Below are 13,010 nucleotides of genomic sequence, written 5' to 3'. Positions count from 1 at the left end.
CCTCAGCCGTCTGTCCACTCGATGATTGCCTGTGCCATTGCTTCGGGCTTCTGGTGGTGTAACCAGTGATCTGTGCCCGGAATATCGACTCGTGTGAGGTCGGGCGCGAAATCTTCCAGACCGTCTGTCGTCTCGGGCAGCAGCGCTTTGTCATCGGAGCCCCATAGCAAAAGATGTGGGCAACGAACCATCAGCCGCTCGACCGGAAGCCGGGGCAGGTCTGTGCAGGGCTCGCCCGGTTTCGCCACAACCAGCGGAGAGGCCCGATACCAGCTCAGCATGGCATTCAGACGACCGGGACGGGCCCATTCAGTTCGATAGTCCTCCATTCGGGCATCGGACAGCCAGTCCAAGCCCATCCCGTGGCGAAAGAAACTTTCCAAGCGGGTAAAATTGTTCGCGGCAAAGTGTGTTGCGGCATCAGGGGCCCGTAGCGCGTTAATATATTGAGAGGCCGCGGATTGTGCGCCGCCCGATGCCATAGCCCGTTGGAAGGGCACCGGGTGAACGCCGTTTGCGATGATCAGGCGACCGACGAGATCTGGGCGGAACATGGCCAGGCCATAGGCGACCGCGGCGCCCCAGTCATGGCCCAGAACACTGATTGGCGTATCCAGACCTTCGACAAGTGCGATCATATCCGAGACCAGCTCGGACGTGGCATATTGGCCGACACCCTCTGGTGCCCAGCTTTGGCCGTAACCGCGTTGATCAGGGGCAATGCAATGGAAATGAGATGCCAGATGTGGCGCCAGATCGGCCCATGCCTCACCATATTCCGGAAAGCCGTGCAGCATCAGCAAGGGTGGCAGGTCGGATGACCCCCAACGGCGAATATGAAACCTCTGGCCATTCAGGATCTGAAATCGGGTTTCCATGTTTCTTGGCCTTTTCGCCGTATAAGTGAATTTGGTTTGACCCCAATCAAAGCGCGAAAGCTTCGGTTCTGCTAGCCGTTTTTTCGAACAGTGAAAAAAAGGAGAATATGTATGGATGCAGCTGCGCAACCCGAGCAAAATCTACCACGCGTGAATGACGAAACACCTGTTGCAGGTGCTGTTTCCGAGCCAAGCCCGGAAAAGATCCGCAAGGCATTCGAAAGCGGAAGATATCCCTATCATCGCAAGATGCCCCGGCGGGTCTATGAGGCCGAGAAGGCCAAACTGCAGGCTGAATTGCTTAAGGTTCAGCTGTGGGCGCAGGAAACCGGTCAACGGTTCGTATTGCTGTTTGAAGGGCGCGATGCGGCTGGTAAAGGCGGTACAATCAAACGGTTTATGGAACACCTGAACCCCCGTCAGGCGCGCGTGGTCGCCCTTAACAAACCCACCTGGGAAGAAAAGGGCCAATGGTACTATCAGCGCTATGTGCACGAGCTTCCCACCGTTGGTGAAATGGTGTTCTACGACCGCTCTTGGTACAACCGCGCCGGGGTCGAGAGGGTGATGGGGTTCTGTTCTCCGAACGAGTACCTAGAGTTTATGCGCCAGACGCCAGAGCTTGAACGGATGTTGGTGAGGTCGGGAATTCAGCTTTACAAATACTGGTTTTCGGTCACGCAACCCGAACAACAGCGGCGGTTTCAAAGCCGTGAGACCGATCCGTTGAAGCAATGGAAACTATCTCCGATCGACAAGGCAAGCCTTGGCAAATGGGATGACTATACCGAGGCGAAAGAGGCGATGTTCTTTTATACAGACACCGCTGATGCGCCCTGGACCATCGTGAAATCGAATGACAAAAAACGCGCTCGTCTGAACTGTATGCGCCACTTTCTGTCGACACTTGATTACCCGGACAAGGATCACGGCATTGTTGGCGAGCCCGATCCTTTGATCGTGGGTCAGGCGCATCATGTGATCCACCGATCCGAGCATATTCTGGGCAACGCGCTGCATCCTGACGCCCGCTGCTAGGCCTAAGGTTCGGGGCAGGGCACCTGTCTCGGATCCATGTCTCACTCTGAAATTTCTCTGTTCCGGTCTTGTCCCGGCCTTTCCCCGGGCCTATGGCTGGTGGAATGAATAAGGTGATGACATATCAAGGCCATTTCCGTGCCATTGCCGTCCTGGGCCTGCCATTGGTTGGCGGGCATCTGGCGCAGTTCGCAATCGGTCTGACGGACACGATCATGCTTGGCTGGTACGGGGTCGAAGCTCTGGCGGCGGTCACGTTGGCCAGCAGCTTTTACTTTGTCCTGTTCCTGTTCGGGGGCGGGTTCGGTCTGGCCGTTATGCCAATGGTGGCAACAGCCGCTGCCGAAGACGATGAAACCAGCATTCGCCGTTCGACCCGCATGGGGCTCTGGTTGTCGTTGCTATATGCAGCAGTGGTAATGCCATTGCTGTGGTGGTCATACCCGATCTTGATCGCCACAGATCAGGATCCACAGGTGGCAGAAACTGCATCGGAATACCTGCGGGTTGCAGGCTGGGGTCTGTTCCCCGCTCTGGTGGTAATGGTCTTGAAGTCCTACCTTGCGGCGTTGGAGCGAACCCAGGTTGTTTTGTGGATCACTGTTGCAGCTGCGGTGGTGAACGGTCTGACCAACTATGCTTTGATCTTTGGCAACTGGGGTGCGCCTGAACTGGGCGTGATGGGCGCCGCTATCGCTTCGGTCGTGACGCAGACCGTGTCGTTAATTGCGGTTATCATCTATGCTGTAAAAGTTCTGCCCGAGCATAGCCTGTTCCAAAGGTTTTGGCGGCCCGACTGGGAGATGCTGCTGAGCGTTCTGAAGCTAGGCATACCCATCGGGCTGACCCTGCTGGCCGAAGTGTCTCTGTTCGCGATGTCGGCCTTTATGATGGGCTGGATCGGTCAGGTGCCGCTGGCGGCGCATGGGATCGCTCTGAACCTCGCCTCGGCGACATTCATGGTGCATCTGGGCCTGTCCAACGCCGCCACGATCCGGGCGGGCAATGCGCTTGGCCGCAAGGACCGCGCGCATCTGGAAAAAGGAGCCGTCGCCGTGACAGGGATGTCCCTTGTGGTGTCTATCCTGACAATCATCCTGTTCCTGACCTGCGCCGAGCCTCTGATTTCCGTATTTGTGGAACCGCAGGATCCGAAACGCCCCGAGATTCTGGCCATAGGTACCGGATTGCTGGCCATGGCTGCGTTGTTCCAGCTGGTGGACGGTGCACAGGTGATCGCGTTGGGCCTTTTGCGCGGATTGCAGGATGCCAAGGTGCCAATGGTCATGGCGGGGCTAAGCTATTGGGTCGTCGGAATTCCGGCGTCCTACTATTTTGGGTTCATCCGCGGCATGGAGGGCGTCGGTGTCTGGTTGGGCCTTGTGCTGGGTCTTGCCTGTGCCGCCGTACTGTTGATGGCGCGCTTCTGGTTACGATCAGTGCGTATGATCGCTGAACCGGCAGCGTGAAGGCAAATTAGCCTTTGTTTAGCCGGTCGGCTTTCTTCCGAACCAATACGCTGCGCAGATCATGCATCGCCAGTAGTAGCCGGTCCGTAACGTCCTCGAGCTGTTGGTCAGTCGCTTTGGACTGGGCCCACTGTGTGGTTAGGTTCAGATAGTCCACCGCGCGGTGAATATCGTCGATATCGCGCTGCGCCAGAAGATCTTTACGTTCTGCCATCCAGCGCTCGATTTCGGCCTGATCCGCCTCAGTCAGAGCGCGCTGACCCTGCGGCTTCACCTCTCCATTGCGGATGTTGATGACCGCGATCTGGTTCATTTCAATCCGACGTTGGCGGTTTTCCGTGTCGATCCGGAAAACCGCGGCACCGTTTTCGCGTATGCGGAAATAGTACTCAGGCAATTCGGCAGTCATAAGGTCTCCGATCAGGTCAGCGAAGCACAAAACCTCTGAATGCGCGTGCAGGCTTCGGTCAGCGCTTCATCTGACGTAGCATAGCTGACGCGGAAGTTGGGGGACAACCCAAACGCAGCGCCGAAGACGACTGCAACGTCAGCCTCTTCCAAAAGCGCGGTTGCGAAGGCTTCGTCTGTGTCGATCAAAGTGCCTGCAGGCGTGGTCTTTCCGATCAACCCGGAAATGGAAGGGTAGACGTAAAACGCACCTTCCGGAGTTGGGCAGGTCACTCCTTCGATCTGGTTCAGCATGCTGATGACCAGATCACGGCGGCGCTTGAACGTTTCATTGTTCGGGGCCAGAAAGGACTGTGTACCGTTCAGCGCCTCTACCGCCGCCCATTGGCTGATCGAGCAGGGGTTCGAGGTCGATTGCGACTGAACCTTGCGCATTGCCGCAATCAATTCGGTAGGCCCTGCTGCATAGCCAATCCGCCAGCCAGTCATCGCATAAGCTTTGGATACACCATTGCAGGTCAGGGTGCGGTCATAAAGCCTGGGCTCGACTTCGGCCGGTGTGCAGAATTCAAACCCGTCATAGGCCAGATGCTCGTACATATCATCTGTCATTACCCAAACATGCGGGTGCCTGATCAGGACATCGGTCAAAGCTCTCAGTTCCGCCCGGCTATACCCTGCACCGGTTGGGTTGGACGGAGAGTTGAAGATGAACCATTTGGTCTTTGGGGTAATAGCTGCCTCAAGCTGTTCAGCGGTTAGTCTGAAACTGTTCTCCAAGGTCGTTTCAACTGTCACAGGCGTTCCCCCTGCCAGAAGAACCATATCGGGATAGCTGACCCAATAGGGCGCAGGTATGACCACCTCATCGCCCGTGTTCATGGTGGCCATCAGCGCGTTATACAACGTCTGCTTGCCACCGGTTCCGACCGAGATCTGAGCAGGCGAATAGTCCAGTCCATGATCACGTTTCATCTTGGCGCAAACCGCCTGCTTCAGCTCTGGTATGCCATCGGGCGCGGTGTATTTGGTCTTTCCAGCGGCGATGGCCGCCACCGCAGCATCCTTGATGTTCTGGGGCGTGTCGAAATCTGGCTCTCCGGCGCTTAGGCCAATTACGTCTCGTCCGGCTGCCTTTAATTCGGCCGCCTTGGCTGTCATCGCGATTGTTGGAGATGGTTTTACGCGTGACAGTGTCGCAGACAGGAAACTCATGGTCGGCCTCAGTTTGTATGTTTAGCCTGACTGTCATAGGGTGCGCCCGAACGACGATCAAGCGATATAAAACAAGAGATTTGGAGACCCCGATGAACGACGAAAATGACTGGTACGGACCCGACGCGGCGACATTCGGAGACCGGCTGGCAGGGGCGCGTGAGGCAGCGGGGATGACGCAGGCACATCTGGCCCGCAGGCTGGGTGTCAAGAAGTCTACGATTGCCGCCTGGGAAAATGATCTGTCTGAGCCCCGGGCCAACCGACTGTCGATGATGGCAGGCATGATCAACGTTTCGATCATGTGGCTTCTCACCGGTGAGGGCGACGGGATGGACGCCCCTGTCGAGGCTGGAGAAAACGCACCTGACCTGGCCAGAATCGTATCCGAGCTTCGTTCAATCCGAGGCGAGATGCGCGCCAGCGCCGAGCGGGCTGCAAGGCTGGAGAAACGTGTGCGCATGATGCTGGAGGCGGAATAGTGGCCGAACCGCGCAATGTCAGGATCAAACGGATGAAAATGCGTTCCATGCGACGCGGCATCAAAGAGATGGATCTGATTCTGGCTGCCTATGCAGACCGCAATCTGGACTCCATGGATGCAACAGGGCTGGATGTTTACGACGCCCTGTTGCACGAGAATGATCAGGACCTGTATCAATGGGTCACCGGTCAGGTCCTGCCACCTACCCAATTCTCGGACCTTGTTTCCGAAATTGCACAAACCTTTCAAAAATAGAGATTATCTGGCTTAACTGATTTTTCGGCTTTTCGCTTCATTCTGCCTGAAACTGCGCGAATGAATCGGAGGATCGTATGAGTTTGGAAATGCAGGTCTCCGCGCCGGGGGTCAAAGGCTTCATGACCAGCTATCTTGAGGCACTTGCTCTGGTTGAGCGGCTTCATCGTTTGTTGTTGGATGTCATCAAAGATGAGTTTGAACGGGTCGGTGTTCTTGAGATCAACGCGGTTCAGGCGTTGCTTTTGTTCAATATCGGGGATCATGAGGTTACCGCTGGTGAATTGAAAAGCCGCGGCTACTATCAAGGCAGCAATGTCAGCTACAACCTCAAAAAATTGGTCGAGATGGGGTATATGCACCACCAGCGTTGCGAAATAGACCGCCGTTCGGTGCGTGTCCGGTTGACGCCACAGGGCCGGGAAATCCGCGATATCGTCTCCGAGCTGTTTTCGAGACATGCCGAAGGCCTACAATCGCGCGGCGTGCTTGGACAGGAAGGGATCGAAGACATTACCGGAGCATTGCGGCGGGTAGAACGGTATTGGACGGATCAGATCCGCTATATCTACTGATGCTTGGTCGGCCTCTGTCCCGCATCCGATAGGGTCAGGCCTTCAAGTTCGCGGATCAGTTTACGGGTCATTGCTTCTTCGTAATCGTCAAAGCCCAGGGCAACCTCAACAAAGGCGCCGGGGCCAAGGATGACCCATGCTTTGAAATAGGCCAGCAGCTCTCCGACCTGAACATAGCGGGTGCTACCGATGTCAGGGTCGTCGGCACCGATGACCAGTCCATTGATCGTGATACCGTCGTCAGAGAGCGTCTGTTTCGCATTTCTTGGATGCAGGCCGATATTGTGCTTTCCGTCCCCCGACAGATCCAATGTCCGCTTCCAGCAATCGGGTTTCTGGCCCAAAAGCTCGGCACCGAACAGCATGGCGGACCCGACGGCGGTTCCTTGCGGAGCGCCGCTGCGTTTCACATGGTCGAGCAGGGTGGCTATGCGCTCCAGATCGAGGTCCGATTGTACTGCGGTCCAGCCCAATAACAGGCGTTGGTGGCCGGGTTCGCTCCACTCATAAATCGCGATGTGTACCGGGTTTGCTGTGTCTGAAAGAAAGAGTTGCTTAATCTCGGGCCTGCGCAAAGCACCTGCCAAGCCGCCAAGCTGCAACCGGTATTCCGAGCTGTCGACTGATCCCGACACATCCAGGCCCAAAGCCAAAGCATGGCGGCATTCTGATGCCGCAGAGGTGGCCAATATGCTGACTATCGTTGCAAGCGCACGTATCATCGCTGGCCGGGGCCCGACAATGCGCCGATCTGCATACCTTTTAGTTCGCGTTCAAGTTTGCGCCGCATGGCGCGTTCGAAATCCAGGAACCCGTCGGCGATTTCCAGAAACGCGCCGGGGCCGTACAGGACATTGTTTTCAAAGAAGGGAATCAGGTACAGCTCGCCTTCGAAGTCGGCGGCATTAATGACCAGGCCATTCACAATCGTATTCTCAAAGGGAAAATGCCGATAGGCGGAATCCGGGCCATATCCATCGTTGTTCGAACCGTCACCTGACAGGTCTATGGTTTGAAAAAGACATGTCGGGGCCTGCTGCATCAGCGTCGCCCCAAAGGCTAGCGCATACCCCATCGCCGTGGCCGAGTCGCTGTCTGATCGGACCGATTGCTGTACCGTGGTCGCCGCCACCAGCAAATCGGTCTGCGTGTTGATCATCGTCCAGCCCAGTATGATGTGCTGAACGTCCCGGCCGCTCCATTCATAAACAGCCAGCGCGACCGGCATCGGCGAGGAAAAGAAGGCCTCGGTCACCTCGGGGGCAACCAACGCTGCGGCAAGGCCCTGCCTTTGCAGCGCGTCCTCTTCTGCGCTTACCGACGTTGAAATGTCCATTGCCAGCGCGAGCGCAAGGCGACAGGGCTCGGCCCGCAGGGGGCTGGCTAAAAAGGCTAGGCCCAGTGTGATCAACCAACGGATCACCAGTGCCCGGTGCTTTCCATGCTGGCCCAGGGTTCGGCCGGTTCCAGCGCATCACCGTTTTGTAGCAACTCTACCGAGATATTGTCGGGTGACCGCACAAACGCCATTCGGCCGTCGCGCGGTGGCCGGTTGATCACGACTCCATTGTCCTGCAGGTGCTGGCAGGTTTCATAAATATTGTCGACTCCATAGGCGAGATGGCCGAAATGGCGGCTGTCGTTGGGCAGATCGTCATCCCCATCCCAGTTATAGGTCAACTCGATTGGTCGATCCTCTTGCCCAGCGGGAGCCATGAAGATCAGAGAAAACCGCCCCTGTTCGCTGTCATAGCGGCGCGTTTCCTTAAGACCCAGCAACTTGTAAAACGCCATGGATTTGTCCAGGTCCTTCACGCGAACCATGGTGTGGAGGTAAGTGAGACCCATTGCGGGTTCCTTTCTGTTCCGGTGATGCCCTGCACCTTAGCGCGCGTACATCACGTGTCGAGAGGCCGCACGGACACAATTCTGAAAATGCAAATGTGGGCGCACATATCGCGGTTCCTGTCTTTTGATTGGCGATATATAGTGGCAGGCGACTCATTGCTGGAAAGGAAATTTCATGCCGCTGTCCTCTGACCAACTGGCCGAGATCGAAGCGCAACGGGCGCAATCGCATCCAACACGCCGTGTTGTAGCTGCGGGGATGGAGGAACACCTGTACACGGCGCATCAGGTTCTGGACCACGGTTTTGTGCGCGTGATCGACTATATGGGTGATGACGCAGCGATTTGTCAGGCCGCACGCGTGTCCTATGGCAAGGGCACCAAATCAGTGCAAAATGACGAAGGGTTGATCCGCTATCTGATGCGGCACTGGCACTCGACCCCGTTTGAGATGTGCGAGATAAAGTTGCACGTCAAGTTACCGGTTTTTGTCGCGCGACAGTGGATTCGGCACCGGACAGCGAATGTGAATGAATATTCGGCGCGCTATTCGATTTTGGACCGTGAATTCTATATCCCGGCACCCGAGCACGTGTCCGCGCAGTCCGAGATCAACAATCAGGGTCGCGGCGATACGTTGCAGGGCGAAGAAGCCGCCCGCGTCCTTGAGATATTGAAAGCTGACAGCGCGCGTTGTTATGACAATTACGAGGCGATGATGGGTCAGGACGGGCAGCAAGGGCTTGCGCGTGAACTGGCGCGGATGAACCTTCCGGCGAATATCTACACGCAATGGTACTGGAAGGTTGACCTGCACAACCTGTTCCACTTCCTGCGTCTGCGCGCGGATCCTCATGCCCAATACGAAATTCGTGTTTACGCCGATGCCATGTGCAAGATCGTCGCTGATTGGGTGCCGGCCGCCTATAAGGCGTTTGAAGATTACCGCTTGGGTGCGGTCAATCTTTCCGCGCAGATGGTCGACAGCCTGCGTCGGATGTTGGCCGGAGAGACGGTCACGCAGGAAAACTCGGGCATGACCGGGCGGGAATGGCGTGAGTTCGAGGCGATCATCAAGGAAAGCTGAGTGCGCTTGCCGTCTGTCTATACGGGGCGTCATGAAATGGTTGCGATCGTTTCATGACACTTTCAGTTTTGATCAAAACCGGTTGTCTGACCCTGTTCCTACCTCGCGTGGCACATGCCGAGTCCCCCCATCGTCGATGGTGATTTGCGAACCCACGGCTACATGCACCAAAAACTTGCGCTCCAGTTCACCTCTGAGCGGGCAAGAGCCGGGATGTGCGATCCTGAACAACTGATGGAAGTGTGGACTAGATAATCCGGCAACTGGACGATGGTGGTCACTTATGCGACCAGTACGTCCTGTATCGTGCCATGTGGCAAAATTGAACCACGCGCCCCGAAAGCAGCAGGGCGCCAGAATAGGCACATCACTTTCGATGGCCAACGGCCTGAAATTGGCCGTTGTCCTGATTTTCGTACCCGCAGTAACGGGATTTTACAGTGGCTTCAAATCTGAAGCCATTTGTCGGCCGTCACGTCCGTCTTCCAGTTCGTAAGCGACCTTCTGATTGTCAGCGAGTCCGGTAAGACCAGATCTTTCAACGGCCGAGATGTGAACAAATACGTCCTTGCCGCCTTCATCAGGGGCAATAAACCCATAGCCTTTGGTGGTATTGAACCATTTCACGGTGCCAGTTGGCATTTCCCGTGTCTCCTTCTACTTGCACGTTGTCCCACAAAATTGGTGGGGGTAGCGATTGACGTAACCGCAACACATCACCGTCTCGTCCACACGACACGGCCCGAATTACGTGTTTCGTCTTTTTCAACATTGCACGGTGAAGTAAAAAATCAAGAAATACCGGAATACACTGGCGAATTTGCCCATTATCAAGATCGAAACAGGAGCAGCCCGAAAATGCGCGTATATGGATTGAAGACTTGCGATACTTGCCGTAAGGCTATGAAATCGCTTGAGGGTTCGGATTTTATCGATGTTCGCGCGCAAGGTGTGCCGGATGCGGTACTGGCGCAGGCCCTAAAACGTTTCGGCGAGGCTTTGCTCAATACCAGGTCGACAACGTGGCGCGGGTTGGATGCAGAGCAGCGCAAAAAAGAGCCGCTGGAACTCTTGCAGGAACACCCAACCTTAATGAAGCGACCGCTTGTTGAGAAAGACGGTGCACTTTATCTGGGCTGGACGGCTGAAACGCAGGCAGCCCTTGGCGTTGGCTGAGTGGGTACTTATGTGGTTGGTCGCAAGCTAGAGGGTTCTAAATGCGTAACGCAGCGATGATTTTAGGGGTAGTTGCCGGTCTGATCGGCATGTTGGTCGGGTTTGTTGGCTATGGATATGTCGAGTTGATCGACAGGATTGGCGAAATCGACGGGATCGCCGAGCAGGTGGACAATGCGCAGTTGATCCGAACCGCGGCGATCCTTGCGCCTTTATTGGCTATTGCGGGCGGGGCGATGGCACATGCCCGCGCTCTGATTGGTGGCGTGTTGCTGCTGATTTCTGCGGCTGGGATGTATTATGCGTTCGGGTTCAATGTGTTCACCATGTTCCCGGTCGCCTTTGCCGCCGTGGCGGGTCTCCTTGGGCTGGCCGCGGGTAAACCGGACGAGCCCAAGGCACATTTCTGAGTTACTTCAGGCGCAGGATGCGATCGATCGAGATCGGGCCTGCGCCGTTTATCGCGATGACCAGAAGCAGGAAAGTCCACATCACGCGCTGATCCATCAAGGTAAGTGCGTTGTCGAACAGGCCTCCCAATTTGACGCCATGACCGGTCACGTCGACAATGGTCTGGACCCAAACAAACCCAATCATCCCAAGGGCTGCCACCCGGGTCAGCAGGCCGACCAGCAACAAGGCTGGCAGGACAAATTCGGCGACTGTTCCCAGAAAGATTACGACGCGTTGGAAAAAAGTCATCTGGGTTACGTCATAAAGTACGGCCTCTGCCGCTTTGGGGAAAATCTGCCCAAACGCCCCCGCTGACGGAGAGAAAATCGACCCGTCGATTTTCAGGGTGGCTGAGTTCCAGTAGTAGACAAGCAACACGGCAACAAAGACAAGACGCGCCAGGGTTGGTGTCAGCCAGTTGGCCGAGCTGTCGATCCGTCCCAGGACGTTGTTATGAAGAGAGATCAGGGCAGTCATGTTGCCAGCCTTTCAATAGTCACAGAAGTGATAGCGCCGCCCTGTAACAGCAGCGCCAGAGTGGCCCCAAGATCAAAATCCGGGGTGGTTTCGGTAGTGTTTTCAAATGCCTGTCCGATTGTGTTTCCGGCCTTCATCGCGGCGATCCAACCCGCCCCGCCTTGCGGCAGGGCCTGAGGAACAGGATCATATTCGCAGCGCGTGATCAGGGTATCTTCAGCACCAGCTTGGGGTTTCGGTGCGCCGTCTTCGGTATTGAACCGCCATATCGAAAAGATGGGCCAGTCCGAGCGCAAGATTTGCATCGAAGGTGCGAATTCCAATCGGGCCCGGAACAGATCTTCGGGTGGCACGGCTAACGCGTCGTCCGACGCTGGCACGCTGTCCGCCGCGTGGTAAGATCGGCGAAGGGCCAGCTCCAGTTGCGCCACATCGGGCAGGTACCCGATATGCGACAGCTGATCCATCCCGGCCAGGAAATCCGGAAACGCTTCGCCATAGAACATCATCAACGGCGAGGTTGGTGGGTGGCTGCGCAGAAAAAGCCCGGCCAACCCGTCCATGTTTTGCGAACCCAGCAACTTGGCGATAACCGGGAAGGCTTGATGCATGGCTTCGGTCAGCGAAACGGCAACATTGTTGCGATAGACACTGAAACGCCGTCCCGCCGGCTGATCCGACGCGTCTACAAGGCCCTCAGGCACCGACATGGCTGGATCCAGCAAAGCAAGGTGAAACTCTTCTTGCGACACGCTCATGCTGGAATGCGGTCCAGTGCCGCTTGGGCGCGATCGGCTTCTGCGCGCAAGACAGGCCAATCAGGGACGTCGGTATCCCATTCCACAAGAACAGGTTTTGGTCCCGATTGTTCAAGCACATAGTTCAGAAGCGCCCAAACCGGATCAACCACTTCTCGTCCGTGGCTATCGATCAGCAAGGGAAGCCCGTGGTCGTCTTCATCCTCATCATGCCCGCCAAGGTGGATCTCACCAACCTTGTCCAGCGGATAGGCGTCGATATAGCTCTGCGGTGAGAAGTCGAGATTTGTCGCCGATACGAAAACGTTGTTCACATCCAGCAAGAGCCCGCATCCGGTGCGGCCCGAAATTTCGCGCAGGAAGTCTGGTTCGGACCACGTACTTTCATCAAATGCTAGATAGCTTGACGGGTTTTCAAGCAGCATCTGTCGCCCAACGACATTCTGAACTTGGTCGATGTGATCGCAAATCCGTGCAAGGGTTGCGTCGGTATAGGGCAGGGGCAACAGATCATTCAGGAAGTGGCTGTCATGTGTCGACCAGGCCAGATGTTCGGAAAAGCTGGCGGGGTTGAGCCAGCCGACGAGGTGTTTCAAGCGGGCCAAGTGGTCTGTATCCAGCGGGCCTTCTCCGCCGATGGACAGGCCAACGCCGTGGACGGAAATCGGGAAGTGTTCCGACAAGTGCCGCAGCTGTGCCAGCGGTCGGCCACCATCGCCCATGTAGTTCTCGGCGTGGATTTCCAGCCATGCGACCGGTTGCGGGTGATCCAGAATCTGCTGGAAATGCTGAGGCTTATAGCCGACGCCTGGTGCCGCAGGCAGCCTGTTCGATCGGATTGTGCTGTCCAGCATCTGGTAACCTCGCGGTCTTGAAAAAAGAGGCGGGC

18 protein-coding genes are annotated in these 13,010 nt (G+C 56.3%); 8 read left to right on the top strand and 10 right to left on the bottom strand.

What is annotated here, in order from left to right:
• Positions 1-2 precede the first annotated feature (2 nt).
• The gene (locus tag AC2FLB_RS03260; RefSeq protein WP_496708604.1) at positions 3-878 is read right to left on the bottom strand and encodes an alpha/beta fold hydrolase; all 876 of its coding nucleotides are present in this window, start codon (positions 876-878) and stop codon (positions 3-5) included.
• Positions 879-989: 111 nt separating this feature from the next.
• On the opposite strand from AC2FLB_RS03260, the gene ppk2 reads away from it, so the two are divergent.
• On the top strand, positions 990-1,916 hold the full coding sequence (ppk2, locus tag AC2FLB_RS03255) for a polyphosphate kinase 2 (RefSeq protein WP_142632960.1): 927 nt from the start codon (positions 990-992) through the stop codon (positions 1,914-1,916).
• 116 nt (positions 1,917-2,032) lie between these two features.
• Positions 2,033-3,385, top strand: coding sequence for an MATE family efflux transporter (locus AC2FLB_RS03250; RefSeq protein ID WP_282021853.1), 1,353 nt, complete (start codon positions 2,033-2,035; stop codon positions 3,383-3,385).
• A gap of 7 nt (positions 3,386-3,392) precedes the next feature.
• On the opposite strand, the gene AC2FLB_RS03245 is transcribed toward AC2FLB_RS03250, so the two are convergent.
• Both AC2FLB_RS03245 and AC2FLB_RS03240 read right to left on the bottom strand, forming a co-directional pair.
• Positions 3,393-3,794: a hypothetical protein gene (locus AC2FLB_RS03245; RefSeq protein WP_271947903.1), complete on the bottom strand. Its 402-nt coding sequence runs from the start codon at positions 3,792-3,794 to the stop codon at positions 3,393-3,395.
• Positions 3,795-3,805: 11 nt separating this feature from the next.
• On the bottom strand, positions 3,806-5,008 hold the full coding sequence (locus tag AC2FLB_RS03240; protein WP_496708603.1) for a pyridoxal phosphate-dependent aminotransferase: 1,203 nt from the start codon (positions 5,006-5,008) through the stop codon (positions 3,806-3,808).
• A 92-nt stretch (positions 5,009-5,100) separates the two neighbouring features.
• Here AC2FLB_RS03240 and AC2FLB_RS03235 point away from each other — a divergent pair, with 92 nt between their 5' ends.
• The 3 genes from AC2FLB_RS03235 to AC2FLB_RS03225 all read left to right on the top strand — a co-directional run bounded on the left by AC2FLB_RS03235 (position 5,101) and on the right by AC2FLB_RS03225 (position 6,322).
• Positions 5,101-5,490 carry a helix-turn-helix domain-containing protein gene (locus AC2FLB_RS03235; RefSeq protein WP_496692395.1) on the top strand — a complete coding sequence of 130 codons (390 nt, stop codon included), beginning with the start codon at positions 5,101-5,103 and terminating at the stop codon, positions 5,488-5,490.
• 32 nt (positions 5,491-5,522) lie between these two features.
• On the top strand, positions 5,523-5,747 hold the full coding sequence (locus AC2FLB_RS03230; protein WP_282021852.1) for a succinate dehydrogenase assembly factor 2: 225 nt from the start codon (positions 5,523-5,525) through the stop codon (positions 5,745-5,747).
• A 77-nt stretch (positions 5,748-5,824) separates the two neighbouring features.
• On the top strand, positions 5,825-6,322 hold the full coding sequence (locus AC2FLB_RS03225) for a MarR family winged helix-turn-helix transcriptional regulator (protein WP_271947897.1): 498 nt from the start codon (positions 5,825-5,827) through the stop codon (positions 6,320-6,322).
• On the opposite strand, the gene AC2FLB_RS03220 is transcribed toward AC2FLB_RS03225, so the two are convergent.
• From AC2FLB_RS03220 to AC2FLB_RS03210, 3 genes are read right to left on the bottom strand one after another with little or no spacing between them, the layout of a single operon-like run.
• Positions 6,316-7,044, bottom strand: a complete 729-nt coding sequence (locus AC2FLB_RS03220; protein WP_496708602.1) for a DUF1194 domain-containing protein — start codon at positions 7,042-7,044, stop codon at positions 6,316-6,318. The genes AC2FLB_RS03225 and AC2FLB_RS03220 overlap by 7 nt on opposite strands.
• Positions 7,041-7,745, bottom strand: coding sequence for a DUF1194 domain-containing protein (locus AC2FLB_RS03215; RefSeq protein ID WP_496708601.1), 705 nt, complete (start codon positions 7,743-7,745; stop codon positions 7,041-7,043). Before AC2FLB_RS03215 ends, AC2FLB_RS03220 begins: the two co-directional genes overlap by 4 nt.
• The gene (locus AC2FLB_RS03210) at positions 7,742-8,170 is read right to left on the bottom strand and encodes a VOC family protein (protein WP_142632976.1); all 429 of its coding nucleotides are present in this window, start codon (positions 8,168-8,170) and stop codon (positions 7,742-7,744) included. The genes AC2FLB_RS03215 and AC2FLB_RS03210 overlap by 4 nt, the downstream gene beginning before the upstream one ends.
• A gap of 175 nt (positions 8,171-8,345) precedes the next feature.
• Between AC2FLB_RS03210 and thyX the strand changes: the two genes are divergently transcribed.
• On the top strand, positions 8,346-9,257 hold the full coding sequence (thyX, locus tag AC2FLB_RS03205) for an FAD-dependent thymidylate synthase (protein ID WP_281971864.1): 912 nt from the start codon (positions 8,346-8,348) through the stop codon (positions 9,255-9,257).
• Between the two features lie 435 nt (positions 9,258-9,692).
• On the opposite strand, the gene AC2FLB_RS03200 is transcribed toward thyX, so the two are convergent.
• A complete protein-coding gene (locus AC2FLB_RS03200) occupies positions 9,693-9,899 on the bottom strand; it encodes a cold-shock protein (RefSeq protein WP_142632979.1) in 207 nt (68 codons plus the stop codon).
• Between the two features lie 216 nt (positions 9,900-10,115).
• Here AC2FLB_RS03200 and AC2FLB_RS03195 point away from each other — a divergent pair, with 216 nt between their 5' ends.
• Together AC2FLB_RS03195 and AC2FLB_RS03190 are read left to right on the top strand one after the other, a co-directional pair.
• On the top strand, positions 10,116-10,433 hold the full coding sequence (locus AC2FLB_RS03195) for an ArsC/Spx/MgsR family protein (RefSeq protein ID WP_496692461.1): 318 nt from the start codon (positions 10,116-10,118) through the stop codon (positions 10,431-10,433).
• Positions 10,434-10,474: 41 nt separating this feature from the next.
• Positions 10,475-10,843, top strand: a complete 369-nt coding sequence (locus AC2FLB_RS03190; RefSeq protein ID WP_496708600.1) for a hypothetical protein — start codon at positions 10,475-10,477, stop codon at positions 10,841-10,843.
• A 1-nt stretch (position 10,844) separates the two neighbouring features.
• Here the strand turns inward: AC2FLB_RS03190 and AC2FLB_RS03185 are convergent, their stop codons facing one another.
• Genes AC2FLB_RS03185 through bufB form a run of 3 tightly spaced genes read right to left on the bottom strand, consistent with a single transcriptional unit; the run spans position 10,845 to position 12,975 of the window.
• Positions 10,845-11,363, bottom strand: coding sequence for a hypothetical protein (locus tag AC2FLB_RS03185; RefSeq protein ID WP_496692392.1), 519 nt, complete (start codon positions 11,361-11,363; stop codon positions 10,845-10,847).
• Positions 11,360-12,121, bottom strand: a complete 762-nt coding sequence (locus AC2FLB_RS03180) for an HvfC/BufC family peptide modification chaperone (protein ID WP_496708599.1) — start codon at positions 12,119-12,121, stop codon at positions 11,360-11,362. The genes AC2FLB_RS03185 and AC2FLB_RS03180 overlap by 4 nt, the downstream gene beginning before the upstream one ends.
• Positions 12,118-12,975, bottom strand: coding sequence for an MNIO family bufferin maturase (bufB, locus tag AC2FLB_RS03175; protein ID WP_496695924.1), 858 nt, complete (start codon positions 12,973-12,975; stop codon positions 12,118-12,120). Before bufB ends, AC2FLB_RS03180 begins: the two co-directional genes overlap by 4 nt.
• Positions 12,976-13,010: the final 35 nt, after the last annotated feature.

This window comes from Ruegeria sp. CDSA236, from assembly GCF_059611285.1.
Note: the sequence above shows the minus strand (reverse complement) of the source record. Positions and strands in the feature narration are given on the sequence as shown.

Excerpts from the sequence above, each read along its gene's own strand:
- AC2FLB_RS03195 (WP_496692461.1), top strand. The coding sequence starts at position 10,116 with ATGCGCGTATATGGATTGAAGACTTGCGATACTTGCCGTAAGGCTATG.
- AC2FLB_RS03240 (WP_496708603.1), bottom strand. The coding sequence starts at position 5,008 with ATGAGTTTCCTGTCTGCGACACTGTCACGCGTAAAACCATCTCCAACA.
- AC2FLB_RS03210 (WP_142632976.1), bottom strand. The coding sequence starts at position 8,170 with ATGGGTCTCACTTACCTCCACACCATGGTTCGCGTGAAGGACCTGGAC.
- AC2FLB_RS03190 (WP_496708600.1), top strand. The coding sequence starts at position 10,475 with ATGCGTAACGCAGCGATGATTTTAGGGGTAGTTGCCGGTCTGATCGGC.
- AC2FLB_RS03185 (WP_496692392.1), bottom strand. The coding sequence starts at position 11,363 with ATGACTGCCCTGATCTCTCTTCATAACAACGTCCTGGGACGGATCGAC.
- AC2FLB_RS03225 (WP_271947897.1), top strand. The coding sequence starts at position 5,825 with ATGAGTTTGGAAATGCAGGTCTCCGCGCCGGGGGTCAAAGGCTTCATG.
- AC2FLB_RS03220 (WP_496708602.1), bottom strand. The coding sequence starts at position 7,044 with ATGATACGTGCGCTTGCAACGATAGTCAGCATATTGGCCACCTCTGCG.
- AC2FLB_RS03245 (WP_271947903.1), bottom strand. The coding sequence starts at position 3,794 with ATGACTGCCGAATTGCCTGAGTACTATTTCCGCATACGCGAAAACGGT.
- AC2FLB_RS03250 (WP_282021853.1), top strand. The coding sequence starts at position 2,033 with ATGACATATCAAGGCCATTTCCGTGCCATTGCCGTCCTGGGCCTGCCA.
- AC2FLB_RS03180 (WP_496708599.1), bottom strand. The coding sequence starts at position 12,121 with ATGAGCGTGTCGCAAGAAGAGTTTCACCTTGCTTTGCTGGATCCAGCC.
- bufB (WP_496695924.1), bottom strand. The coding sequence starts at position 12,975 with ATGCTGGACAGCACAATCCGATCGAACAGGCTGCCTGCGGCACCAGGC.
- ppk2 (WP_142632960.1), top strand. The coding sequence starts at position 990 with ATGGATGCAGCTGCGCAACCCGAGCAAAATCTACCACGCGTGAATGAC.
- AC2FLB_RS03235 (WP_496692395.1), top strand. The coding sequence starts at position 5,101 with ATGAACGACGAAAATGACTGGTACGGACCCGACGCGGCGACATTCGGA.
- AC2FLB_RS03260 (WP_496708604.1), bottom strand. The coding sequence starts at position 878 with ATGGAAACCCGATTTCAGATCCTGAATGGCCAGAGGTTTCATATTCGC.
- thyX (WP_281971864.1), top strand. The coding sequence starts at position 8,346 with ATGCCGCTGTCCTCTGACCAACTGGCCGAGATCGAAGCGCAACGGGCG.
- AC2FLB_RS03230 (WP_282021852.1), top strand. The coding sequence starts at position 5,523 with ATGAAAATGCGTTCCATGCGACGCGGCATCAAAGAGATGGATCTGATT.
- AC2FLB_RS03200 (WP_142632979.1), bottom strand. The coding sequence starts at position 9,899 with ATGCCAACTGGCACCGTGAAATGGTTCAATACCACCAAAGGCTATGGG.